20 protein-coding genes and 2 tRNA genes are annotated in these 22,990 nt (G+C 60.2%); 8 read left to right on the top strand and 14 right to left on the bottom strand.

The features are described from left to right. Positions 1-10: 10 nt before the first annotated feature. Together recA and recX are read left to right on the top strand one after the other, a co-directional pair. A complete protein-coding gene (recA, locus tag FIV38_RS11060; protein WP_029295312.1) occupies positions 11-1,069 on the top strand; it encodes a recombinase RecA in 1,059 nt (352 codons plus the stop codon). 8 nt (positions 1,070-1,077) lie between these two features. Next, positions 1,078-1,545, top strand: coding sequence for a recombination regulator RecX (recX, locus tag FIV38_RS11065; protein ID WP_092237924.1), 468 nt, complete (start codon positions 1,078-1,080; stop codon positions 1,543-1,545). 168 nt (positions 1,546-1,713) lie between these two features. Here the strand turns inward: recX and FIV38_RS11070 are convergent, their stop codons facing one another. Both FIV38_RS11070 and FIV38_RS11075 read right to left on the bottom strand, forming a co-directional pair. Further along, a complete protein-coding gene (locus FIV38_RS11070) occupies positions 1,714-2,826 on the bottom strand; it encodes an LOG family protein (protein ID WP_092237921.1) in 1,113 nt (370 codons plus the stop codon). Positions 2,827-3,099: 273 nt separating this feature from the next. Further along, a complete protein-coding gene (locus FIV38_RS11075) occupies positions 3,100-3,534 on the bottom strand; it encodes a PA3611 family quorum-sensing-regulated virulence factor (RefSeq protein WP_092237918.1) in 435 nt (144 codons plus the stop codon). Between the two features lie 193 nt (positions 3,535-3,727). Here FIV38_RS11075 and FIV38_RS11080 point away from each other — a divergent pair, with 193 nt between their 5' ends. The 3 genes from FIV38_RS11080 to FIV38_RS11090 all read left to right on the top strand — a co-directional run bounded on the left by FIV38_RS11080 (position 3,728) and on the right by FIV38_RS11090 (position 5,687). Continuing rightward, positions 3,728-4,438 (top strand): tRNA-uridine aminocarboxypropyltransferase, encoded by a 711-nt coding sequence (locus FIV38_RS11080; RefSeq protein ID WP_092237915.1) that lies wholly within the window; start codon positions 3,728-3,730, stop codon positions 4,436-4,438. A 161-nt stretch (positions 4,439-4,599) separates the two neighbouring features. Next, positions 4,600-5,250, top strand: coding sequence for a response regulator transcription factor ErdR (erdR, locus tag FIV38_RS11085; RefSeq protein ID WP_029295324.1), 651 nt, complete (start codon positions 4,600-4,602; stop codon positions 5,248-5,250). Between the two features lie 74 nt (positions 5,251-5,324). After that, positions 5,325-5,687 carry a diacylglycerol kinase gene (locus tag FIV38_RS11090; protein ID WP_029295326.1) on the top strand — a complete coding sequence of 121 codons (363 nt, stop codon included), beginning with the start codon at positions 5,325-5,327 and terminating at the stop codon, positions 5,685-5,687. Here FIV38_RS11090 and FIV38_RS11095 read toward each other — a convergent pair. Next, entirely contained in the window at positions 5,684-6,610 is a 927-nt protein-coding gene (locus FIV38_RS11095) for a LysR family transcriptional regulator (RefSeq protein WP_029295328.1), read from the bottom strand. The two genes, FIV38_RS11090 and FIV38_RS11095, sit on opposite strands and share 4 nt — an antisense overlap. Before the next feature lie 125 nt (positions 6,611-6,735). Here FIV38_RS11095 and fpr point away from each other — a divergent pair, with 125 nt between their 5' ends. Beyond that, positions 6,736-7,515: a ferredoxin-NADP reductase gene (gene fpr / locus FIV38_RS11100; protein WP_003172178.1), complete on the top strand. Its 780-nt coding sequence runs from the start codon at positions 6,736-6,738 to the stop codon at positions 7,513-7,515. A gap of 177 nt (positions 7,516-7,692) precedes the next feature. Here the strand turns inward: fpr and tsaA are convergent, their stop codons facing one another. The 5 genes from tsaA to rimO form a co-directional block, all read right to left on the bottom strand. Continuing rightward, a complete protein-coding gene (gene tsaA / locus FIV38_RS11105) occupies positions 7,693-8,388 on the bottom strand; it encodes a tRNA (N6-threonylcarbamoyladenosine(37)-N6)-methyltransferase TrmO (protein ID WP_092237912.1) in 696 nt (231 codons plus the stop codon). 3 nt (positions 8,389-8,391) lie between these two features. Then, positions 8,392-8,853 (bottom strand): YehS family protein, encoded by a 462-nt coding sequence (locus tag FIV38_RS11110; protein WP_029295331.1) that lies wholly within the window; start codon positions 8,851-8,853, stop codon positions 8,392-8,394. 66 nt (positions 8,854-8,919) lie between these two features. After that, positions 8,920-9,630 carry an rRNA pseudouridine synthase gene (locus tag FIV38_RS11115; protein ID WP_029295333.1) on the bottom strand — a complete coding sequence of 237 codons (711 nt, stop codon included), beginning with the start codon at positions 9,628-9,630 and terminating at the stop codon, positions 8,920-8,922. Between the two features lie 425 nt (positions 9,631-10,055). After that, on the bottom strand, positions 10,056-10,526 hold the full coding sequence (locus FIV38_RS11120) for a GNAT family N-acetyltransferase (RefSeq protein ID WP_029295335.1): 471 nt from the start codon (positions 10,524-10,526) through the stop codon (positions 10,056-10,058). A gap of 103 nt (positions 10,527-10,629) precedes the next feature. Then, positions 10,630-11,970 (bottom strand): 30S ribosomal protein S12 methylthiotransferase RimO, encoded by a 1,341-nt coding sequence (gene rimO, locus FIV38_RS11125; protein ID WP_029295337.1) that lies wholly within the window; start codon positions 11,968-11,970, stop codon positions 10,630-10,632. A gap of 303 nt (positions 11,971-12,273) precedes the next feature. On the opposite strand from rimO, the gene FIV38_RS11130 reads away from it, so the two are divergent. Next, entirely contained in the window at positions 12,274-14,175 is a 1,902-nt protein-coding gene (locus FIV38_RS11130) for a potassium transporter Kup (RefSeq protein WP_092237909.1), read from the top strand. A gap of 80 nt (positions 14,176-14,255) precedes the next feature. Here FIV38_RS11130 and FIV38_RS11135 read toward each other — a convergent pair whose 3' ends face one another. The 4 genes from FIV38_RS11135 to FIV38_RS11150 all read right to left on the bottom strand — a co-directional run bounded on the left by FIV38_RS11135 (position 14,256) and on the right by FIV38_RS11150 (position 18,880). Further along, positions 14,256-15,536, bottom strand: coding sequence for a virulence factor family protein (locus tag FIV38_RS11135; protein WP_029295343.1), 1,281 nt, complete (start codon positions 15,534-15,536; stop codon positions 14,256-14,258). Further along, the gene (gene mprF / locus FIV38_RS11140; protein WP_029295344.1) at positions 15,536-18,178 is read right to left on the bottom strand and encodes a bifunctional lysylphosphatidylglycerol flippase/synthetase MprF; all 2,643 of its coding nucleotides are present in this window, start codon (positions 18,176-18,178) and stop codon (positions 15,536-15,538) included. The genes FIV38_RS11135 and mprF overlap by 1 nt, the downstream gene beginning before the upstream one ends. A 279-nt stretch (positions 18,179-18,457) precedes the next feature. Next, positions 18,458-18,534 (bottom strand) — tRNA-Met (locus tag FIV38_RS11145). Positions 18,535-18,803: 269 nt separating this feature from the next. Next, positions 18,804-18,880: transfer RNA gene (locus FIV38_RS11150), tRNA-Met, on the bottom strand. A gap of 291 nt (positions 18,881-19,171) precedes the next feature. Between FIV38_RS11150 and dinB the strand changes: the two genes are divergently transcribed. Further along, positions 19,172-20,230, top strand: a complete 1,059-nt coding sequence (gene dinB, locus FIV38_RS11155) for a DNA polymerase IV (RefSeq protein WP_092237906.1) — start codon at positions 19,172-19,174, stop codon at positions 20,228-20,230. 28 nt (positions 20,231-20,258) lie between these two features. Here the strand turns inward: dinB and FIV38_RS11160 are convergent, their stop codons facing one another. Together FIV38_RS11160 and FIV38_RS11165 are read right to left on the bottom strand one after the other, a co-directional pair. Continuing rightward, on the bottom strand, positions 20,259-21,212 hold the full coding sequence (locus FIV38_RS11160) for a hypothetical protein (protein WP_029295348.1): 954 nt from the start codon (positions 21,210-21,212) through the stop codon (positions 20,259-20,261). 20 nt (positions 21,213-21,232) lie between these two features. Beyond that, positions 21,233-22,948, bottom strand: a complete 1,716-nt coding sequence (locus FIV38_RS11165; protein ID WP_029295351.1) for a proline--tRNA ligase — start codon at positions 22,946-22,948, stop codon at positions 21,233-21,235. Between the last annotated feature and the right edge of the window lie 42 nt (positions 22,949-22,990).

Here is a 22,990-nt window from a genome sequence, read left to right on the forward strand (position 1 = left end):
GAGGACTTTAATGGACGACAACAAGAAGAAAGCCTTGGCTGCGGCCCTGGGTCAGATCGAACGTCAATTCGGCAAGGGTGCCGTAATGCGTATGGGCGATCACGACCGTCAGGCGATCCCGGCTATTTCCACTGGCTCTCTGGGTCTGGACATCGCGCTCGGCATTGGCGGCTTGCCAAAAGGCCGTATCGTTGAAATCTACGGTCCAGAGTCTTCTGGTAAAACCACCCTGACCCTGTCGGTGATTGCCCAGGCACAAAAAATGGGCGCCACCTGTGCGTTCGTCGATGCCGAGCACGCCCTGGATCCTGAATACGCTGGCAAGCTGGGCGTCAATGTTGACGACCTGCTGGTTTCGCAGCCGGACACCGGCGAACAAGCGCTGGAAATCACCGACATGCTGGTGCGCTCCAACGCCATCGACGTGATCGTGGTCGACTCCGTGGCGGCCCTGGTGCCGAAGGCCGAGATCGAAGGCGAAATGGGCGACATGCACGTCGGCCTGCAAGCCCGTCTGATGTCCCAGGCCCTGCGTAAAATCACCGGTAACATCAAGAACGCCAACTGCCTGGTGATCTTCATCAACCAGATCCGGATGAAAATCGGCGTGATGTTCGGCAGCCCGGAAACCACTACCGGTGGTAACGCGCTGAAGTTCTACGCTTCGGTCCGCCTGGACATCCGTCGTACCGGCGCGGTGAAGGAAGGTGACGAGGTTGTCGGTAGCGAAACCCGCGTCAAGGTAGTGAAGAACAAGGTGGCTCCGCCATTCCGTCAGGCTGAGTTCCAGATTCTCTACGGCAAGGGTATTTACCTGAACGGCGAGATGATCGACCTGGGCGTGCTGCACGGTTTTGTCGAGAAGTCCGGTGCCTGGTATGCCTACAACGGCAGCAAGATCGGTCAGGGCAAGGCCAACTCGGCCAAGTTCCTGCAGGACAACCCCGATATCGCGGCGACCCTTGAGAAGCAGATCCGCGACAAGCTGCTGACCCCAGCGCCAGACGTCAAGGCCGCCGCCAACCGCGAACCTGTTGACGACATGGCAGAAGCCGACGCTGATATCTGAGCCCAACGATGACCGTTGTACTCGATACGCTGGTTGCGGTACGGCGTACGGCAATGGACCTGCTCGCACGTCGCGAGCATGGTCGTGTCGAGCTGACGCGTAAACTGCGTCAGCGTGGCGCCCCTCCCGAAATGATCGAAACAGCCCTCGACCGCTTGACGGAAGAGGGGCTGCTTTCGGAAGCCCGTTATCTCGAAAGTTTTGTTTCCTACCGGGCACGCTCGGGCTACGGGCCTGCGCGGATTCGCGAAGAGCTGAGCCAGCGAGGCTTGCAACGCGCCGATATCGATCTGGCGCTGCGTGAGTGTGGCATCAGTTGGCAAGCACAACTGGAAGACACCTGGCGCCGCAAGTTTGCCGGCCATCTGCCGATTGATGCCCGTGAGCGTGCCAAGCAAGGGCGTTTTTTGAGCTATCGCGGATTTTCGATGGAGATGATCAGCCGCTTGTTGAGCGGTCGTGATCTGGACGACTGAAGCGTGAGCCCCTTGTAGCAGCCGGCTTGCCGGCGATAGCGGTGGGCCAGGTATCAGTACAATGACAGATAGACCGCTATCGCTGGCAAGCCAGCTCCTACAAGGATTTTGCGTTTATACAAAAAGGCCCGCTATGAAAATAGCGGGCCTTTTTTGCGTTTTACGGCATCACGCTGGCTCCGGCGTCAGCCGTTGCTGCGTTTTACCCTGGGCCTGCGCCCAGTTTTCCGGCAAGTTGATGTAATCCACCAACTCCCGCAACCGCCCCTGGTTGCGGCCGGTGAAATTGAACACCAGCCGCGTCAGGTGGCTGAAGCGTGCTTCATCGTGTTCTTCACCCCCATAGGCCAGTTGCTGGAAGTCATCACTCAACCGCAGGTCAGCGAATTCGGTCTGCATATGCGCCAATGCGCGCTCGCTGAGCGGGTGGTTCATGCGTACCACAAACTGACGCTTGAGCCAGCGGGTGGAGTGGAAGTTGGCGTAGAACTGGTTGATTTCATTCACTGCCTCTTCCGCGCTGTGTACCAGGCGCACCAGCTTTAGATCCGTAGGCAGGATGTAGCGGTTGGCCTCCAACTGGCTGCGAATAAAATCCAGGGCGCCTTTCCAGAATCCACCGCCTGGCTCGTCTAGCAGCACCACGGGAACCAGTGGGCTCTTGCCCGTCTGGATCAGCGTCAGTACTTCCAGCGCTTCATCCAGGGTGCCGAAGCCCCCCGGGCACAGCACCAAGCCGTCGGCTTCCTTGACGAAAAACAGTTTGCGGGTAAAGAAGAAATGGAACGACAGCAGGTTCTCCGTGCCATCAATGGTCGGGTTGGCATGCTGTTCAAAGGGCAGGGTGATATTGAACCCCAGGCTGTGGGCCAGGCCAGCGCCTTCGTGGGCCGCGGCCATGATGCCGCCACCACCACCGGTAATGACCATCAGGTCTGAGCGGGCCAGGGCTGCGCCCACTTCCCGGGCCAGGGCATAGAGCGGGCTTTCAACCGGGGTACGGGCCGAACCGAAGACAGTGACCTTGCGGCGGCCCTTGAACTGTTCGAGCACGCGAAATGCATGGTCCAGTTCATTAATGGCTTTCAAGGTGATCTTTGCGTTCCAACGGTCGCGGTCGTCCTGGGCCATGCGTAGCACGGTGAGGATCATGTCGCGATACAGTGAAATATTCGGGCTGCTGGGGGCAATCAGGTTGAGTTGCGCTTCGACCTGCTGCGTGAGGTCGGCCCCGTTCTCTGGAAAATGACGGGTCAGGAGGTCATTCGGTTGATCAGGCATTCAGCTTCTCCTTCGTTACAGAGCCCAGGCGTCTTATTGCAGGCTGCTGACGGCGACGAAACAGGCTCTGTATGTTCCTTGTGATTAAAAACCTTGGCACTGCAAGCCACTCGAGGGCAACCTTTTTTACCCTGGAAATGTTACCGGATCACTCGATCATGAGCCCCTAAAGTCTTGTCTGGCAATAACTTAATGGGGATTGACGAAGGTTTTGCAGGAGGAGTTGTGGTGAGAGGACAGGCCCCCTCGCCACATGGCTCTTGGGGAAGGTACTTACTTTTTCTTCTTGGCCGGGGCCGGGCAATCAGCTTCAACGAACTTGACCGACGCCACCGGGCGATTGGTCTTGTTCTCGGAGATTTCGTAGCGCATCACGGCGCCCTTGGCCATCAACTCGCGATAGCCTTTGTTCAGGCAAACGCTTTGCCCCAGCTGGAAATACACAGCTTTGGGGTTGGCGCGCATTTGTTCGGCCCGTTCTGGCAGCACGCTCAGGTGGTCAATCAGATGCATGCCTTCAACGGTGTAGGCCACTTCCAGGGTTTGTTCATCAATTTCCCTGGGCAGGTCTTTGTTGCTTTCTGCCGCGACGCTTTGCAGTTTCTTGTTCATTTGCAGCTCCACCAGGGAGGCTGCCTGGGCGCCCAAGGGCAATACCAGCGCCAGGGCGACGGTGGGGGCGGCAAGACGCAACATAAGACGCAGCATGAAACTCTCCTGATTCGGTTACTGGTCCATAGACCCGTCACTGCGCTGTGCGTTCAGTGGCGCGGGATTATAGGTGACCGGCAGCCGCGACGGCCAGGCGTATTGGCTGGGCGGCTCTGGTAAACTGCCGGCACTTTTGCCTGCCCCGAGTTTTGTCCGTGTTGATTTTCATCGCTTCACAACGGCACCCGCTATGAGCCACGCAGTGTTCCGTCTGCGTACCCAGCGCCTGGCCCGTGCCGTGAGCCCCTTTGTTGCCCGTGGCTCGCGTGCCGAACGTTGCCCCAGGTGCCGGGTCATCCCCGAATACTGCCTGTGCGCCTGGCGCCCCAAGGTTGCGGCCAAGTCGGCCATGTGCCTGTTGATGCACGACGTGGAACCGATGAAACCCAGCAATACCGGTTGGCTGATCGCTGATGTCATCGACGACACCAGCGCCTTCCCCTGGACGCGCACGGCCGTCGAACCTGAACTGCTGGCGCTGCTGGCCGACCCGCAATGGCAGCCCTACATCGTCTTTCCCGGCGAGTTTGTGGCGCCGCAGCGGGTGGTCAACCAGGTCAAGGTGGCGGATGGCAAGCGCCCGTTGTTTATCCTGCTGGACGGCACCTGGAGCGAAGCGCGCAAGATGTTCCGCAAGAGCCCGTATCTGGAACACCTGCCGGTACTGAGCCTGGAGCCGGAGCAGCTATCGCGCTACAAATTGCGCCGTTCCAAGCGCGATGACCATTTCTGCACGGCCGAAGTGGCTGCCTTGTGCCTGGAACTGGCCCAGGACCAGCAGGCCAGTGAAGTGCTGGATGCCTACCTGGATGTGTTCAGTACCCATTACCTGGCGGCCAAGTTCCAGTTGGCCCTGGACCCGACGGACAGCGTCCACACGCGTCTTGCCCCTTATCTGTAGGCATTGGGGCCAGATGACCTTTGCATGATGGCACTGCAACGCCTGAGCCGGCTAAAATGCCATCAAGCGTAACTGTTCGTGACAGCCGCTGGCTGGCACCTCGTACGTTGGTGAGCACCGAACCCATCGGTGCTCCCATAAAAAACAGGATCATTTAATAAATGGCCACATACGAAATCCTGATTGCCGATGACCACCCACTTTTTCGCAGCGCGCTGCACCAGGCGGTCACACTGGGCCTGGGCCCGGATGTACGCCTGGTGGAAGTGGGCAGCATCGCGGAACTGGAAGCCCGCCTGACTGACAAGACCGATTGGGATCTGGTGCTGCTGGACCTGAATATGCCCGGCGCCTACGGGTTTTCCGGCTTGGTGCTGTTACGCGGGCAATATCCGCAGATTCCGGTGGTGATGGTGTCGGCCCAGGAAGAGGCCGATATCGTAGTGCGTTCCCGGGAGTTCGGGGCCAGTGGTTTTATCCCCAAATCCAGTTCCATGGAGCAGATTCAAACCGCGGTGCGTACGGTGTTGGACGGTGACGTCTCGTGGCCGCCCCAGGCCTTCGAAGAAATCAACGTGTCCGCCGAAGCCAAGGCTGCCCAGGAAGGACTCGCCAGCCTTACGCCCCAGCAGTTCCGTGTGTTGACCATGGTCTGCGAAGGCTTGCTGAACAAGCAGATCGCCTATGAATTGAGCGTGTCCGAAGCGACCATCAAGGCGCACGTTACCGCGATTTTCCGCAAGCTGGGTGTGCGCACCCGGACCCAGGCGGCGCTGCTGTTGCAACAACTTGAGTCAATTTCCCACTCGTAGGGTGGCTCGATTCACGCTTTTTTGACCAGGCGTGCTCTAGCTTCCTCCCATCTTTTTTGCTCAGTTGCCTACCTATGTCGCCTTTCAAGGGTCAAACCGGTATCAAACGTATCTTCAACGCAGGGGGTTACTCCCTTGATGGCCTGCGTGCGGCTTTCACCGGCGAGGCGGCCTTTCGCCAGTTGGTCTTGCTCAATGTCATCCTGATTCCGTTGAGCTTCTTCCTCACGGTCAGCCGCGTAGAGCGCGCACTGCTGATCGCCGTGTGCCTGCTGGCGTTGATTGTCGAGTTGCTCAACTCGGCCGTGGAAGCGGCAATCGACCGGATTTCCCTGGATCGCCACCCCCTGTCGAAAAACGCCAAGGACATGGGCAGCGCCGCGCAATTCGTGGCGCTGACCATGATCACCGTGGTGTGGGCCGTAATCCTGATCTAGGCGATATTCGGCAGTACGATCTCGTCGCTGCGCTGCACCCCAGCGGTGAAGGCGCGGCACAGTTCGAGGAACTCGCGCATGGCCGAGGTCTGGTACTTCTGTTTATGCCAGATAAAGTAGAACTGCCGGGCCAGGTCCAGGTCCGGCGTCTCCACTGGCACCAGGCTGCCACGGCGGAACGCATCCCGTAGCGCCAGGCGTGAAATGCAGCCAATCCCCAATCCGGACTCCACGGCCCGCTTGATCGCCTCGGTGTGCTCCAGCTCCAGGCGGATGTTCAGCGCGCTGCGATGATGGCGCATGGCTTGATCAAAGGTCAGGCGTGTCCCGGAGCCCTGTTCCCGCAGGATCCAGGCTTCATGGGTCAGTTGCTCCATGGTCGCCTGACCGCGCTGGGCCAGGGGATGCTGCGGCGCGCAGAACACCACCAGCTCATCCTCGACCCAGGTTTGCACCTCGATGTCTGGGTGGCTGCAGTCGCCTTCGATTAGACCCAGATCAATTTCGTAATGCGCAACCTGATGCACGATATGCGCAGTGTTCTGTACATGCAGCTTCACCTGGCTCTCGGGATGCTGCTGCATGAAACTGCCGATCAGCAGGGTGGCCAGGTAATTGCCGATGGTCAGGGTGGCGCCGACCGCCAGGGAACCGAAGCCAGACTTGCCGTTGAGCAGGTCTTCGATCTCCTTGGCCTGGTCCAGCAGCGCCACCGCCTGGGGTAGCAGTTGATGGCCCAGGGCGTTGAGGCTCAGGCGTTTACCGGCGCGGTCGAATAATTGACAGCTGGATTGGCGCTCCAGCTCGGTGATCGAGGTGCTGGCGGCGGATTGAGATAAGGCCAGAAGGCCAGCAGCGCGTGACACACTTTCCTGCTGGGCGACGGCGACGAAGACTTGCAGTTGACGGAGAGTAAATCGCATATCGATATAACCGATAACCCTTATCTTAATAATCCAGTTAACAGATATTGTCGCCGCCATTAGAATACTGTGCAATTGCGCACCTATCATTTTGGCGCAGACCCATTTCCAGGAGTTCCCCGTACATGAGCAACATGAACCACGAGCGTGTCCTCAGTGTTCATCACTGGAACGACACTCTGTTCAGCTTCAAGTGCACCCGCGACCCGGGCTTGCGCTTCGAGAACGGTCAGTTCGTGATGATCGGCCTGCAACAGCCTAACGGCCGCCCGCTCATGCGCGCTTACTCCATCGCCAGCCCGAACTGGGAAGAGCATCTGGAGTTCTTCAGCATCAAGGTTCCGGATGGCCCGCTGACTTCCCAATTGCAGCATTTGAAGGAAGGCGATGAGATCATCATCAGCAAAAAACCGACTGGCACCCTGGTGCTGGACGATTTGAAGCCGGGCAAGCACCTGTACCTGCTCAGCACCGGTACTGGCCTCGCCCCCTTCATGAGCGTGATCCAGGACCCGGAAACCTACGAGCGCTTTGAAAAAGTGATCCTGTGCCACGGTGTGCGTTACGTCAACGAAGTCGCCTATCGCGAATTCATCACCGAACACCTGCCGCAGAACGAATTCTTCGGCGAGGCGCTGCGTGAAAAGTTGATCTACTACCCAACCGTGACCCGCGAACCCTTCGAAAACGAAGGCCGCCTGACCGACCTGATGCGCAGCGGCAAGCTGTTCAGCGATATCGGCCTGCCGCCGATCAACCCTGAAGACGACCGCGCCATGCTGTGCGGCAGCCCAAGCATGTTGGATGAGACCAGCGAAGTGCTGAACAGCTTCGGCCTGAAGGTTTCGCCACGGATGCGTGAGCCGGGTGACTACCTGATCGAACGCGCCTTCGTCGAGAAGTGACCCCGGCACACCTGTAGGAGCGAGCTTGCTCGCGAAAGTCGTCAACGTTAACTCGGTCGAGTTGACGCGTTGCCCTTGGGTTCTTCGCGAGCAAGCTCGCTCCTACAGGTGAAGGCGTTTGCAAAGAAAAGCCCGCATTGCCTGTGAAGGCAGTGCGGGCTTTTTCATTGCTGCGATTTACTGCGCGGCAACCACTTCAAGCACACAAATCATCCCCGCCTCGGGATAGTGCCAACGCACATCCACATCCCAGAACCGCACGCCGTATTCGCGCTCTGGCCCGGGCGTCTGATAGGCCGGGCGTGGATCCTGCGCCAGGCATTGTTCAATCAGCTCCACCAACGGCTCGCCAAGGCGCTGAGCGTGAGTGTGAGCCTGTTGCAGGGCGGTCTTCAGCCATTGCACGGGGATCAGCGCCGGTGCGGCACTGGCAATGCTGTTGGTGGCCGTGTCGATGATGTCGGCATACGGCACATACGGCTTGATATCCAATACCGGCGTGCCATCGAGCAGATCGATCCCGGAAACCCACAGCCGGCCCGGCTCCACCTTGTCCAGTTTCACCACCGACTGGCCGATCCCATTGGGGCGATGGGTTGCGCGGGTGGCAAATACACCCATGGATGTGTTGCCGCCCAGGCGCGGTGGGCGCACTTTCAAGCGCGGCTTGTCTTCCAGGGCCTGATGAAACAGGAACAGCAGCCACACATGGCTGACCTGCTCCAGGCCTTGCACCGCCTCACCCTGGTCGAACGGCGCCACCAACTCCAACACGCCCCGTGCGGCGGGCGCCAGTTGTGGCTGGCGCGGGATGGCGAACTTCTCCTTGAAGCAGGAGCGCACGAAGCCCACGGGCGAGACGTTGTAACTCATGGCTTACGCGCGAACCCGCAGGGTCAGGCCCTTGAGGAAGTTACGCAGCAACTGGTCGCCACACGGACGATAGTTGGTGTGGCCGAACTTGCGGAACAGCGCGCTCAGCTCTGGCTTGGACACCGGGAACTCGGCAGCCTTGAGGATGGCGTGCATGTCGTCTTCCTTGAGTTCGAAGGCCACGCGCAGCTTCTTGAGGATGATGTTGTTGGTCACCGGGGTTTCGATCGGCTGTGGTGGACGGCTTTCATCCTTGCCGCGCTTGAAGATCACCAGGCCATCGAGGAAATGCGCCATGACCTCGTCGGGGCAGAACACGAAGCCTTCTTCCTCGTCTTTCTTGAGGTAGGTCAGCAGGTCTTCCTTGGACACTTCCATGCCGCCGATCTTGATGATCTCGACCATCTTGTTGTCGCTGATGTCGAGCATGTAGCGCACGCTGCGCAGTACGTCATTGTGAATCATGGTGGGCAATCCTGGTATTCGACTGTAGACACCGCCCGGGCGGGCGATGTCGATAGATAGGGTGGCTTAGAACTTTTCTTTGCCGGACATGTAGCGCCACTGGCCGACCGGCACCTTGCCGATGGACACGCCGCCAATGCGGATGCGGCGAATGGCCACAACCTTCAGGCCAATGGCTTCGCAGAACAGGGCGATGATGCCGGGCTGCGGGTTTTTCAGGGCAAAGCGCAGGCGGTTCTCGTTCTGCCAGCTGGCTTTGACCGCCGGCAATTCCTTGCCTTTGTACATCAGGCCGTGGGCGAGGCGGTTCAGGCCGTGCTCTGCCACGTCACCTGCGACCTCGACCACATACTCCTGCTCGATCTTGGCGGCGTCGGCCGTCAGCTTGCGCAGGATCTTCCAGTCCTGGGTAAACACCAGCAGGCCGCTGGCCTTGGCTTGCAGATCGGCGCTGGCGGTCAGGCGCAGGAAGTGGCCTTTGAGCGGGCGCTTGCTGAAGCGGTGTTCTTCCGACAGCGTCTCGGCGCTCAGAGATTGCATCGCGCTGTCGACGTCCACGCCGGCCGGGGCATGAAACAGGATAGTCACCGGCTCCGGAGCCGTGGCCTTGGCCTCGGGATCAAGTTCGACTTTTTGTGTCGTGACCTTGAACTGCGGCTCGTCGATCACTTCGCCATCCACCGAGACCCAGCCGCCTTCGATGAACAGCTCGGCCTCCCGACGGGAGCAACCGACCAGTTCGATAAGGCGTTTGGAGAGGCGTATGGGGTCAGTCATGACAAGGGCCGTAACAAAAGGGGGCCGCTATTGTACCTGCCTGGCGCCGGTTAATCCCGGCCCCATTTCAGTGCTCGCGCTTTTTGTGGGAGCTGGCTTGTCTGCGATGGCATCACCTCGGCCTACCTGATGCACCGAGTTGACCGCATCGCAGCGTAAGTATCTACACAACTTTCAGAAACTGACGAACTCCCCTGTGGCGAGCGGGCTTGCCCGCGCTGGGCTGCGAAGCAGCCCCAAAACCAGCCGCTGCGGTGTATCTGGTACAACGCATTCGGCTTATTGGGGCTGCTTCGCAGCCCAGCGCGGGCAAGCCCGCTCGCCACAACTGCGCTATCTGCCTGGATCTAGGCGTTGCGGCAAAGTTGTGTAGATACCTATGCGCATCGCAGGCAAGCCAGCTCCTACATTTGATTTGGGTTGTGTCAGCCGCTGCGTGTTTGCTGGGCCTGGCGCAAACGCATGTGCAGCAAAGGGTAGGGCTGGCCCATGCCGTCATGCTCGGTGCGTCCGATCACTTCAAAACCTTGTTTGATATAGAAGCCCAGGGCCTGTGGGTTCTGTTCGTTGACGTCCAGTTCATCGGCATTCATCGACGCAACGGCATAGTGCAGCAATTGCCGCCCCAGGCCTTGGCCCCGGTACTGCGGATCGATGAACAGCATCTCGACCTTGCCTGCGGCGACGCCGGCAAACCCGGTGATCCGTTGGCGCGCGTCCTTGGTACAGATCAGCATCACCGCATCGAGGTAGCGCGTCAGCACCAGGTGTCGCAGGCGCTCGATGTAGCTTTGCGGCAGGAAGTCATGGGTGGCCCGCACCGATGCCTCCCAGATCCGGGTCAGCTCCTGATAGTCGCTGGGTTTAGGCGTGTGAATAACCGAGTGCTGGCCCATGCCCGCTGCTCCTTGCTGCTTGTTGGCGGTGATGGGGCAAACGATAGACCTAAAAAAGCCCCGCATCTTGTCCAGAAGCAGGGCTTTTTCAATTTTTTACAGCTTAGTCGCGTTTTTGCGCCCAGAGGTCGTACTCGTCGGCGTCGGTGACTGTGCACCACACCTTGTCGCCTGGCTTGAGACCGCTGGCGTCGTCGATAAATACGTTACCGTCGATTTCCGGAGCGTCGAAGAAGCAACGGCCGACCGCGCCTTGCTCGTCCACTTCGTCGATCAGTACTTCGATTTCCTTGCCGATACGCAGTTGCAGGCGGGCCGAGCTGATGGCCTGCTGATGGGCCATGAAACGCTCCCAACGGTCCTGCTTGACGTCATCCGGCACCACGGCCAGGTCCAGCAGGTTGGCTGGCGCACCTTCCACTGGCGAATATTGGAAGCAGCCGACGCGATCGAGTTGGGCTTCGGTCAGCCAGTCCAGCAGGTACTGGAAGTCTTCTTCGGTTTCGCCGGGGAAGCCGACGATAAAGGTCGAGCGGATGATCAGCTCGGGGCAGATCTGGCGCCAGTTCTTGATCCGCGCCAGGGTCTTGTCTTCAAAGGCCGGGCGTTTCATGGCCTTGAGCACTTTCGGGCTGGCGTGTTGGAACGGGATGTCCAGATACGGCAGGATCTTGCCGGCGGCCATCAGCGGGATCAGCTCGTCGACGTGTGGGTACGGGTACACGTAGTGCAGGCGTACCCACACACCCAGGCTGCTCAATGCTTCGCAGAGTTCGGTCATGCGGGTTTTCACCGGCGCGCCATTCCAGAAACCGGTGCGGTACTTCACGTCGACGCCGTAGGCGCTGGTGTCCTGGGAGATCACCAGCAGCTCTTTGACGCCAGACTTGACCAGGCGCTGGGCTTCGTCCAGCACATCACCCACCGGGCGGCTGACCAGCTTGCCGCGCATCGACGGGATGATGCAGAAGCTGCAGCTGTGGTTGCAGCCTTCGGAAATCTTCAGGTAAGCGTAATGACGTGGCGTCAGCTTGATGCCTTGCGGCGGCACCAGGTCGATCAACGGGTTGTGATCCTGGCGCGGCGGCACCACCTCATGCACGGCGTTGACCACCTGCTCGTACTGCTGCGGGCCGGTCACGGCCAGCACGCTTGGGTGCACGTTGCGGATGTTGCCTTCTTCCACACCCATGCAGCCGGTGACGATCACCTTGCCGTTTTCCTTGATGGCTTCGCCGATCACTTCCAGAGACTCTGCCTTGGCCGAGTCAATGAAGCCACAGGTGTTGACTACCACCACATCGGCGTCCTGGTAGGTGGACACGACGTCGTAGCCTTCCATGCGCAGTTGGGTGAGGATGCGCTCGGAGTCGACGAGCGCCTTCGGGCAACCCAGGGAAACAAAGCCAACCTTGGGGTTGGCTTTTGCGATGGTGGTGGACATGTCTAACCTCGGTATTGAATGACGCCGCCAGTCGGGCACGACAGGGCAGCGGACGGGCACTTGATGTGCCTCTGATCAAAAAGTGCGCAATTCTAGCGGCGGGAAACGCGCTTGACCAGCTTTATGCAGGGAAATACGACGAGTGCTGCGCTATGCTTCGCGCCGTTGCACTTGTGTAAAGCCGATGGTCAACAAATCATCTGTTACTAGAAGTAAAACAGCGCATGCTGTGGACAGCTTAGGCTTAGCTGTACAGCTGTGCTGTTTATAAAAGACCTCAGGTCAAAAGGGCAGGAGTGGTTGATGGGTCAGGCAAATAGTCAGGCGGCGGATGCCGGGCATTCCAGCGCAAAGCCAATTGGCATGTTGGTGGCAGCTGTCGGGGTGGTCTACGGCGATATCGGTACCAGCCCGCTCTACACCCTTAAAGAGGTGTTTTCTGGCAACTATGGGGTTCAGGTCAATCATGATGGGGTGCTGGGGATCCTGGCCCTGATCTTCTGGTCGCTGATCTGGGTGGTGTCGATCAAGTACATGTTGTTCGTACTGCGCGCCGACAACCAGGGTGAGGGCGGCATCATGGCCCTTACCGCACTGGCCCGACGGGCGGCCGGCAATCACCCGCGGTTGCGCAGTTTCCTGGTGGTGTGCGGCCTGTGCGGCGCGGCGCTGTTCTATGGCGACAGCATGATCACCCCGGCGATTTCGGTATTGTCGGCCATCGAGGGCCTGGAACTGGCGTTCGATGGCCTGGAGCACTGGGTCGTGCCCGTGGCGCTGGTGGTGCTGGTGGGGTTGTTCCTGATCCAGAAACATGGGACAGACCGCATCGGCAAGCTGTTCGGGCCGGTGATGGTCACCTGGTTCCTGGTGCTGGGCGGCCTGGGCATCTATGGCATTGTCCAGCACCCCGAAGTGCTCAACGCGATGAACCCGATGTGGGGCGTGCGTTTCTTCATGGTGCATCCGGGTATCGGTGTGGCGATCCTTGGCGCGGTGGTGCTGGCCTTGACCGGTGCCGAGGCGCTGTATGCCGACATGGGTCACTTCGGCCGCAAACCCATTGCCCGCGCCTGGTTCATCCTGGTGCTGCCGGCGCTGGTGCTCAACTATTTTGGCCAGGGCGCGATGTTGCTGGGCGACCCCGAAGCCGCGCGCAACCCGTTCTACCTGCTGGCGCCAAGCTGGGCATTGCTGCCGCTGGTGGGGTTGTCCACCCTGGCGACGGTGATTGCTTCCCAGGCGGTGATTTCCGGTGCGTTCTCGTTGACGCGCCAGGCGATCCAGTTGGGTTACATCCCGCGCATGCATATCCAGCACACCTCCAGCGCCGAACAGGGCCAGATCTATATTGGCGCGGTGAACTGGTCGCTGATGGTCGGTGTAATCCTGCTGGTGCTGGGCTTCGAGTCCTCGGGCGCCCTGGCCTCGGCTTACGGGGTGGCCGTGACCGGGACCATGCTGATGACCACCATCCTGGTATCCGCCGTGATGCTGCTGCTGTGGAAGTGGCCGCCGGTATTGGCAGTGCCTGTTTTGCTGGGCTTTTTGCTGGTGGATGGCCTGTTCTTCGCGGCCAACGTGCCGAAAGTCGTCCAGGGCGGCGCGTTCCCGGTGCTGGCGGGGATCGTGCTGTTTGTGTTGATGACCACCTGGAAGCGCGGTAAGCAATTGCTGGTGGAGCGCCTGGACGAGGGCGGGCTGCCGCTGCCGATCTTTATCAGCAGCATCCGCGTGCAACCGCCCCATCGCGTACAGGGCACGGCGGTGTTCCTCACCGCCCGCCCGGACGCGGTGCCCCACGCCTTGTTGCACAACCTGCTGCACAACCAGGTGCTGCACGAGCAAGTGGTGCTGTTGACGGTGGTCTATGAAGATATCCCGCGCGTCCCGGCCCAGCGCCGCTTCGAGGTGGACTCCTACGGTGACGGCTTCTTCCGGGTGATCCTGCACTTCGGCTTTACCGATGAGCCGGACGTGCCCGAAGCCCTGAAGCTGTGCCACTTGGATGACCTGGACTTTAGCCCCATGCGCACCACGTACTTCCTCAGCCGCGAGACGGTCATCGCCTCCAAGCTTGAGGGCATGGCGCGCTGGCGGGAAGGGTTGTTCGCCTTCATGCTGAAGAACGCCAACGGCAACCTGCGCTTCTTCAAGCTGCCGGTGAACCGGGTGATTGAGCTGGGCACCCAGGTAGAAATGTAGCCCAACAAAAAGCCCCCGTTGCCGTGCGGCAGCGGGGGCTTTTTAGTGCCTGAGGAAACTGGCTCCTACAGGATGGGCGTTTACTCGGCCTTGGCCTGGCGCTTCTCGATGATATCCACCAGGCGCTTGGCCAGTGCCGGGTAGTTCTCGTCGAAGTGATGGCCGCCCGGTAGCTTCATGGCTTCACCCACGGCGGTCTTGTCGGTGCAGCCACTCTCGTCGACTTCTTCTTCGCCGTAGATGCACACCACCTTGGCCGCTGGCAGCTTGGCCATTTCCGGGCCGGTGGCTGCCTCTTTGCCGGCATTGCCCAGCCAGCCTTCCACTTCGATCTCAAAGCTACCGGTGCGGGCGAAGGCCAGCAGGATAATAGCGTCTACCCGTTGCTGTTCGGCTTCCGGCAGGCGGTTGTAGATGGCTGGCAGCACATCGGCGCCGAACGAATAGCCGGTCAGCACAAAACGCTTGGTGCCCCATTTTTGCCGGTAGTGTTGCATCAGCTCGGTCAGGTCCTTGGCGCTCTGCTCCGGGCTTTTGTGCTGCCAGTAGTAGCGCAGGGTGTCGATACCGACCACCGGGTAACCGATCTTCGCCATCTCGCCGGCCACGTCGCGGTCCAGGTCGCGCCAGCCGCCGTCGCCGGAAAGGAACAGGGTCACGGTGTCCTTGGCCTGGCCAGCCGGCACTTCAACCACCGGGATCGCCAGGCCGCCATTGTCCGAACCCACCAGTTGCTTGCGCAGCTCGTTGTTCAATACCTGCGGGTAGTTGATGTCGTAGTCGCTGATGCTGGTGGTGGCACGCGGCGTGTCGCGTACGAAGCTGGCGCTTTCGTCGTCAGGGTTATCGTTCCAGGCCACCAGCCAGTTGCCGTGGGCGGCAGTCTTGGGCAGCGGGTCCTTGCAACCTTCCTGGACCAGGGCGAAGCCTACGGAGATGGCGTTGGCCTTGTCGTCGTTCTGCGTTGCCAGCCAGCGCCAGGCCAGCGCGGCGCCAGGGCCGATGCCGCTGACCAGGGTGGCCGGGCCCTTGAGCTGGCCGAGGGCCGCTTGCAGGGCTTGTTCTTGCAGCTTGCAGTCGTCCTTGGGCAGGATCACTTGCACGATCTGCGCGCTGCCGCCCTGGCTCAGGGCAATCAGCTGGCTGTCGGTCAGGCTGGCGTCGGCCATCACGGCTACCGCTACACGGGCCTTGGCGCTGGTGCCTGGGGTCACACGGGTCATGGTCGAGCCGTCGGCCTGGGGCAGTTGTTCCAGGGTCGGTTGAGGGGCGGGGCGATTCCAGTACCAGTAGCCGCCACCGAGGATCAGGGCCAGCACCACCAGGCTTGCCAATACATACCGCCAGGAGCGTCGAATCATCAGCGTTTCACCAATCCAGTCAAGCCGCCCGCGATCAGGGCGGCGGTATCGGCCAGTGCCACCAGCGGATCAAGTCCTGCGGGCACGGCCATGTAACGAGGTTCCCAGTCAGGCTGGAACTTGTCTTTGAAGCGGCGCAAACCTTGGAAGTTATACAGTTGCTCGCCACGGCGGAACACCATCGAGCCCAGGCGCTGGGTCAGCGGTGCGCCACGGCGCGGCTGCAGGCCCGACAACGGCACCATGCCGAGGCTGAAGCGTGCATAGTTGTGGCTCTTATAGTGCAGGATCAAGCCGATCATCATGAACTCCATGGTCAGCTTTGGCGCCTCGGGATGCGCGCGCATCAGGTCGAGGCTGGCCAGGTCATGGCTGTAGGTCTCCAGCAGGTTGGCGAAGGCCACCGGCTGGCCTTCGAAGCGAATCACCGCAATGCGAAAGTGCTTGAGGTATTCGTCGCTGAAACGGCCCAGGGAGAAGCCTTTTTCGCGCACGTTCTTACCGGTCAACCAGGCATCGGAGATGACTTTCAGTGCGTCCATCGGCGCCTGGCCCGCCTCGAAGATTTCCAGGGACAGGCCGTCCCGGGTCCCGCGGTTCCAGGTGTAGCGCAAATCCTTCATCTCCTTGCCCTTGGCTTCCAGGTCAAAGCGCTTGAGGTCGACCCGGGCCTCTTCGCCCAGCTTGATCGCAGTCAGGCCAATGTCCATATAGAAGGGCAGGTTCTCCGCGCGCACCTGGTAGAACACCGGGCGGGCGTGGTGAATGTCGCAGAGGTCGCGGAACTGCCAGATCATCTCGGCCCGGGGCTGGGTCGGGCCGATCGGGTCGTACAGCGCCACCAGGCTGCGGCCGCGCCGGGCGTACATCAGGAACGCTTCGTCGTTGGGGTGAAATAGCAGGGCCTTGTCGCCGGTCAGTGCCAGGCCGCCGTCGGGTTGCGACGAGGCCATCAGGATCTTGGTGGCGCGCTCCAGTTCATCGGCGGTTGGCAGGTGGATCACAGGGCGGGCGGTGCGCAACAGCCAGGTCAGGGACACAATCACCAGCAAGATGGCGGCGCCCAGCAGCGAGCGCAGGCCGCGCGGGGCGTTGGCGTCGAGGGTGAACTGCCACCACAGTTGATGGCTATAAGGCACATCCTGGTAAGCAAACAGCAGCAGCCAGATCGAAGCGCCCAGCACGCAGACGCTGGCCACCAGGTACAGCGGCGAAAAGGGCAGCTCGGTCAGGCGACTGGCACGGTAGAACGAGCGCCGGAAGATCGCCAGCAGCACTGCGGTGGTGGTCATCAGGCTGGCTTCTTCCCAGTCGAAGCCTTTGAGCAGCGAGAGCAGGGCGCCCACCAGCAACAGCACCATGGTCAGCATCCAGGCTGCCGACAGGCGTCGACGCAGGCCTTGGGCCAGCAGCAGGCACAGCACGCCGATCAGGCTGGCACCAAAGTGCGAGGCGTCAATCAGGCGGTGGGGAATCAGGAAGCCGATGTTTTCCAGGCGTGAGTCGATTTCCGGGGTGGCGCCGGAGAACAGCAGCACCACCCCGGACAAAAAAACCAGCACGGCCAGTACCGGGGCCGCGAGGCCTGAGGCGACCCGCAGGCTCTGCTGGGTCTGGAACAGCCGTTGGGCCTCGTTGATCAGCAGGAAGATGCACGCGATCAGTAACGGCAGCACAACGTAGATCATGCGATACAACAGCAGGGCGGCGGCCAGCGGCGCGGCGCCGAGCTTGTCGGCAAACGCGGCCAGCAAAATCGCTTCGAACACGCCGACGCCGCCCGGTACATGGCTGAGGACACCCGCCGCCAGCGCCAGCAGGTACACCAGCAGGAACGGGCCGAACGGCGGGGCTTCTGGCAGCAACAGATAGAGAACGGTCGCGGCGGCAGCGACATCCAGGGCAGTGATGATCAATTGCAGGAAGGTCAGGCGGCGCCCAGGCAGGCGCAAGGTGCGGCGGCCGGCCTTGACCAGCAGGTTATCGGGGTAGGGTTGTTCTGGCAGACGGCGGCGATAGATCCCGATACACAGCACGGCAGAGAGCAGCAGTACCGCGCCTGCGATTGCGCCGAGCAGTGCTGCAGGCAAATGCAAGGCACTGGACGCGGCGGGCAGGTTGCTCAAGGTCGCCAGTGCGGCGAGCGGCGGCAGGGCGCAGCCCAGGGCCAGGCTGGCAAATACGGTCATATGGGCCACTTCCGAAGCCCCAATGCCATGCCGTGCATATAAACGGTAGCGCACTGAGCCGCCAGACAGCATCGACAGGCCAATCGCATTGCCGATGGCGAAAGCAGTAAAGCCGCCGTAGGCCAGGGTCCTGGCGGGAAGTTTTACTCCGGCATAGCGCGCCCCGGAAAATTCGTAGCCCAATAGAATGATGAACCCGGCGATCGCAGCGGCGAAGGCGCCCAACAGGGACGGCTTCGGTACTTCCAGGATCGAATCGTGGAGGGCGTACAGATCCAGCTCTAGCAGCAAGTGGCGGCAGGCGATCAAAGCGATTGCAAATAGCAGCAACGTGACCGCCAACCCAATGGGTTGTCGATACTTGCTCAACAGATCCAGCCAGCGCAGGCGGGTGGGCGCGATCGGTTGTGTAGCTGTGATGTTGTCTTGTGGTTCAGACGAATTGGCGCGCATCAATCACCTCTTGGATTGTGCGCGACAGGATGGGGGTATCCAGCCAAGTTACCAATCCCTATGGACAAAATAATTACAAATAGTAACGCGGATCACCGGGGCCGGCGACAGCGTCCATTAGTCGCGCAAGGATGTGCTCGAGACTTGAGCATAGCCTGCAAATGGAAGGACTCCGAAACCCGCGCGCGGTTTCATGAAAGATGCCATGCCATTGTTTCAAAAGAACTTTTTCTACGGATACAAAAAAGGCCACTCTTTCGAGTAGCCTTTTTTGATGTTTGGTTGCGGGAGCCGGATTTGAACCGACGACCTTCGGGTTATGAGCCCGACGAGCTACCAGACTGCTCCATCCCGCGTCTGTGGGCGGCATTCTACAGCGCAGCGACGAGGTGTCAACCGTTAATGACATAAAGGGCAAAATAACTGCCAATCAGCCTAAGTGCTCGATTGAAAACGAGTTTTCACTGTAGGGGGAGCTTGCTCGCGAAAAGCTCGAGGGCGGCGGGTTGATGCTGGATGTGCGCGTTATCGTTGACGACCTTCGCGAGCAAGCTCGCTCCTACAGGGGGGAGGAAATAGACGCGCACAAAAAAGGCCACTCTTTCGAGTAGCCTTTTTTGATGTTTGGTTGCGGGAGCCGGATTTGAACCGACGACCTTCGGGTTATGAGCCCGACGAGCTACCAGACTGCTCCATCCCGCGTCTGTGTGTCGGCATTCTACAGAGGAATGGCGGTGTGTCAACCGCTGATTTAAAGAAAAGCGCTTGTGCTTCAATCGCTTAGCTCTCCAAGAGGGCTGCTGGAAGGGTTTGGGGCCAGTCTGGCCGTGGCTTCCAGCTCTATTGAGGGGAGCCTTTCGATTGAGAAAATGAATTCATCAAGGTTTTTTCCGACTGCTTTGTCAGATGATTCAAAGTACTGGTGCTATATACAGGTGTGAATGCGATACTGGCGATCCGTCTACTTTATGTCCCGATCACGCCTCCCTTTATATGACGCAGCGCAAAATCATCCATGTCGACTGTGATTGTTTCTACGCTGCCATCGAAATGCGGGATAACCCGAGCCTGGCGCAAAAGCCGCTGGCGGTAGGGGGCTCGGCTGATCGGCGCGGGGTGATCGCTACCTGCAACTACGAGGCCCGGGCCTACGGCGTGCGTTCGGCGATGTCGTCGCGCCATGCGTTGAAGCTCTGCCCTGACCTGACCATCGTCAAGCCGCGCATGGATGCCTATAAAGAAGCGTCCAAGGAAATCCACACGATTTTCCGTGACTACACCGACATGATCGAGCCGTTGTCCCTGGACGAGGCTTACCTGGATGTTTCCGATTGCGCGCACTTTGGCGGCAGCGCCACGCGCATTGCCCAGGATATCCGTCGGCGCGTTTCCAATCAGTTGCACATCACGGTTTCTGCGGGAGTTGCCCCCAACAAGTTTCTGGCCAAGATCGCCAGCGACTGGAAAAAGCCCAATGGGCTGTTTGTGATCACCCCGAACCAGGTGGAAGACTTCGTATCGCAGCTGCCGGTGAGCAAGTTGCATGGCGTCGGCAAGGTCACCGCCGACAAGCTGGCACGCCTGGGGATCGAGGATTGCCTGCAATTGCGCGAGTGGAACAAGCTGGCGCTGGTGCGCGAATTCGGCAGCTTTGGTGAGCGGTTATGGAGTTTGGCGCGTGGGATTGATGATCGCGCGGTGCATAACGACAGTCGCCGTCAATCGATCAGCGTGGAGAACACCTACGATGTCGACCTGCCGGACCTGCCCAGTTGCCTGGAAAAGCTACCGGAACTGATGGAAACCCTGGCCGGGCGCATGCAGCGTATCGACAGCAGTTATCGGCCGGGCAAACCCTTTGTCAAAGTGAAGTTCCATGACTTTACCCAGACCACTCTGGAGCAGGCGGGTGCGGGGCGGGATCTGGAGAGCTATCGGCAGTTGCTGACCCAGGCGTTCAATCGCGGCGCAAAACCGGTGCGTTTGCTGGGGATTGGTGTGCGGCTGCTCGATTTGAGCGTAGGAAATGAACAGCTAGAGCTGTCCCTGTAGGAGCCGGCAAGCCGGCTCCTACAGAGGGTCAGCGGGTGCCGGGGTCGGCCACCAGTCGGCCGCCGTCCTTGGTCAGGGCCTTGAGAAATTCCTGCTGCAATTCAGGATCATTGCGTGTCAGTTCAATCAGGCTCTGTTCCAGTTCGCTGGCTTCTTCTTCCAGGCCCAGTTCCGACAAGCGCTTGACTCGATGGACCCATTGGTTCACTTCGTCATCCTCCAGGTCGTCGTAGATCAAGGCGTGTGCTTCCAGCAGCTTGCCACGCAGGGTGGTGCTGATGGCCAGGGATGAGTCCGAATGCACATCGTCCTGAGCATCTTCAATGCTGATCCGCAAGGTGCGGACCTTGCTCAGGTCCTGCTCGGCAAACGGGCTGTCCAACAGGTTCAGGCGCAGGACGCCGTTGCGGTCGGTGGTCATCTCGTGGGTCTGCTTGCCGGCCTTTACCTGCACCGGTCGCTCGCTCCACGGCAGGCTGGTGTATTCCAGGCGTCGGTCACGCTGGACTTCATCGATACCTGCCAGGTTCTGTTGCGCCCTGCCATGGGACTGCACGTTCATGAACGGGTTGAGCCCGGCCACGCCGTAGCTGATCCAGTCATGGGTCATGCTGTCTGGCAGGTTGCCCAGGGCAAAGATGTTCGCCACATTGGCCCCGGCGCCCGCCACCACTGCCACGGCACCCAGCGGGATCTCGTAGAGTTCGCGCCAGGGCTGGTAGGGCGTGTAGCGATCATAGTGACGCGTGACTTCAAATTCAGTGACTTCGAAAGTCCGCTGCTCATGAATGCGCACGCGGCGTTGCGGCAACTCGAGTACTTTGGGTTCGCCCACATCAATCTGCAGGCTGTGGTCGAGCAATTTGCGCTCGATCCGTTCCTCGTGCTCGCTACGCTGCGACATCTGATTGGCACAGCCGCTGACCAGCAGGGCGCCGCACAAGGCGGCGCCCCCCAGGGCTTTGGTGTTTCGCTTGAACATGACTTCTCTTGATCTGGTTTTCAGCGACGAATACGCGCCTGAAGGAAGGGCAGCACGTCAGCCACCGGCAACGGTTGGGCTTGGGCTTCGGTCCGGCTCTTGTATTCCAGATTGCCATCGGCCAGGCCGCGGTCACTGACCACGATCCGGTGAGGGATGCCAATCAGTTCCATGTCGGCAAACTTGATGCCCGGGCTGGTCTTCTTGTCGCGATCGTCCAGCAGTACTTCGAAGCCAGCGGCCGTCAGTTCGGCATACAGCTTGTCGGTGGCTTCGCGAACTTGCTCGGTTTCGTAGCGCAGGGGTACCAGGGCGATCTGGAACGGCGCCAAAGTGTCGCTCCAGATAATGCCTTTGTCGTCGTGGTTCTGCTCGATGGCAGCCGCCACCACGCGGGAAACACCAATGCCGTAGCAACCCATTTCCAGGGTTACCGGCTTGCCGTTTTCGCCCAGTACTTCGCACTTCATCGCCTTGCTGTACTTGTTGCCCAGCTGGAAGATGTGCCCCACTTCGATACCGCGCTTGATTTCCAGGGTGCCCTTGCCATCCGGGCTTGGATCACCGGCAACCACGTTGCGCAGGTCGGCCACGGTAGGCACCGGCAGGTCACGTTCCCAGTTGACGCCAAAGTAGTGCTTGTCGTCGATATTGGCACCGATGCCGAAGTCGCTCATCAGCTCGACCGAACGGTCGATGATGATCGGCAGTGGCAGGTTCAGCGGGCCCAGGGAGCCAGCGCCGGCGCCAATGGCGTCACGCAGTTCGGCGTCCGAGGCCATGACCAGCGGGCTGGCCACGCCAGGTTGCTGGGCCGCCTTGATTTCGTTGAGCTCGTGGTCGCCACGGATAACCAGGGCGATCAGCTTGCCTTCTTCTTCGGCATGCACGATCAGGGTCTTGATGGTCTTTTCAATCGGCAGATTGAATTTCTCGACCAGGGCCGCGATGGTCTTGGTGTCTGGGGTATCGACCAGGCGCAGCTCTTCAGCCGGCGCCGGACGGGACGTTTCCCGTGGCACGGCTTCGGCTTTCTCGATGTTGGCTGCGTAGTCGGAGCCGTCGCTGAAGACGATGTCGTCTTCGCCAGATTCTGCCAGTACGTGGAACTCGTGGGAGCCCGCGCCGCCGATCGAACCGTTATCCGCCTCCACTGGGCGGAACTTCAGGCCCAGGCGGGTGAACACGTTGCAATAGGCCTGGTGCATGCGGTCATAGGTGACTTGCAGCGAAGGCTGGTCGGCGTGGAACGAATAGGCGTCCTTCATAATGAATTCGCGGCCACGCATCAAGCCGAAGCGTGGGCGGATTTCGTCACGGAACTTGGTCTGGATCTGATACAGGTTGAGGGGCAGCTGTTTATAGCTGCTCAACTCGTTGCGCATCAGGTCGGTGATCACTTCTTCATGGGTCGGGCCTGCGCAGAAGTCGCGGCCATGACGATCCTTGAAGCGCAGCAATTCCGGACCGTACTCTTCCCAGCGCCCGGATTCCTGCCACAGTTCAGCCGGCTGAGTGCTCGGCATCAATACTTCCAGAGAGCCGGCGGCGTTCATTTCTTCGCGAACGATCGCTTCGACCTTGCGCATCACCTTCAAGCCCATGGGCAGCCAGGTGTACAGGCCGGAGGCCAGTTTGCGGATCATGCCGGCGCGCAGCATCAGCTGGTGGCTGATCACGACCGCGTCGGAAGGCGTTTCTTTCTGTGTGGCGAGCAAATATTGACTGGTGCGCATGGTAGGCCGTTGTCGGTTGCTTGGACTTGAAGTGACCTGGGA

This window comes from Pseudomonas proteolytica, assembly GCF_007858275.1.
GTDB lineage: Bacteria > Pseudomonadota > Gammaproteobacteria > Pseudomonadales > Pseudomonadaceae > Aquipseudomonas > Aquipseudomonas proteolytica.

Excerpts from the sequence above, each read along its gene's own strand:
- dinB (WP_092237906.1), top strand. The coding sequence starts at position 19,172 with ATGACGCAGCGCAAAATCATCCATGTCGACTGTGATTGTTTCTACGCT.
- FIV38_RS11095 (WP_029295328.1), bottom strand. The coding sequence starts at position 6,610 with ATGCGATTTACTCTCCGTCAACTGCAAGTCTTCGTCGCCGTCGCCCAG.
- FIV38_RS11130 (WP_092237909.1), top strand. The coding sequence starts at position 12,274 with ATGGGTCAGGCAAATAGTCAGGCGGCGGATGCCGGGCATTCCAGCGCA.
- erdR (WP_029295324.1), top strand. The coding sequence starts at position 4,600 with ATGGCCACATACGAAATCCTGATTGCCGATGACCACCCACTTTTTCGC.
- FIV38_RS11165 (WP_029295351.1), bottom strand. The coding sequence starts at position 22,948 with ATGCGCACCAGTCAATATTTGCTCGCCACACAGAAAGAAACGCCTTCC.
- FIV38_RS11115 (WP_029295333.1), bottom strand. The coding sequence starts at position 9,630 with ATGACTGACCCCATACGCCTCTCCAAACGCCTTATCGAACTGGTCGGT.
- FIV38_RS11135 (WP_029295343.1), bottom strand. The coding sequence starts at position 15,536 with ATGATTCGACGCTCCTGGCGGTATGTATTGGCAAGCCTGGTGGTGCTG.
- mprF (WP_029295344.1), bottom strand. The coding sequence starts at position 18,178 with ATGCGCGCCAATTCGTCTGAACCACAAGACAACATCACAGCTACACAA.
- FIV38_RS11120 (WP_029295335.1), bottom strand. The coding sequence starts at position 10,526 with ATGGGCCAGCACTCGGTTATTCACACGCCTAAACCCAGCGACTATCAG.
- FIV38_RS11110 (WP_029295331.1), bottom strand. The coding sequence starts at position 8,853 with ATGATTCACAATGACGTACTGCGCAGCGTGCGCTACATGCTCGACATC.
- recX (WP_092237924.1), top strand. The coding sequence starts at position 1,078 with ATGACCGTTGTACTCGATACGCTGGTTGCGGTACGGCGTACGGCAATG.
- FIV38_RS11075 (WP_092237918.1), bottom strand. The coding sequence starts at position 3,534 with ATGCTGCGTCTTATGTTGCGTCTTGCCGCCCCCACCGTCGCCCTGGCG.
- FIV38_RS11090 (WP_029295326.1), top strand. The coding sequence starts at position 5,325 with ATGTCGCCTTTCAAGGGTCAAACCGGTATCAAACGTATCTTCAACGCA.
- recA (WP_029295312.1), top strand. The coding sequence starts at position 11 with ATGGACGACAACAAGAAGAAAGCCTTGGCTGCGGCCCTGGGTCAGATC.
- rimO (WP_029295337.1), bottom strand. The coding sequence starts at position 11,970 with ATGTCCACCACCATCGCAAAAGCCAACCCCAAGGTTGGCTTTGTTTCC.
- FIV38_RS11080 (WP_092237915.1), top strand. The coding sequence starts at position 3,728 with ATGAGCCACGCAGTGTTCCGTCTGCGTACCCAGCGCCTGGCCCGTGCC.
- fpr (WP_003172178.1), top strand. The coding sequence starts at position 6,736 with ATGAGCAACATGAACCACGAGCGTGTCCTCAGTGTTCATCACTGGAAC.
- FIV38_RS11070 (WP_092237921.1), bottom strand. The coding sequence starts at position 2,826 with ATGCCTGATCAACCGAATGACCTCCTGACCCGTCATTTTCCAGAGAAC.
- tsaA (WP_092237912.1), bottom strand. The coding sequence starts at position 8,388 with ATGAGTTACAACGTCTCGCCCGTGGGCTTCGTGCGCTCCTGCTTCAAG.
- FIV38_RS11160 (WP_029295348.1), bottom strand. The coding sequence starts at position 21,212 with ATGTTCAAGCGAAACACCAAAGCCCTGGGGGGCGCCGCCTTGTGCGGC.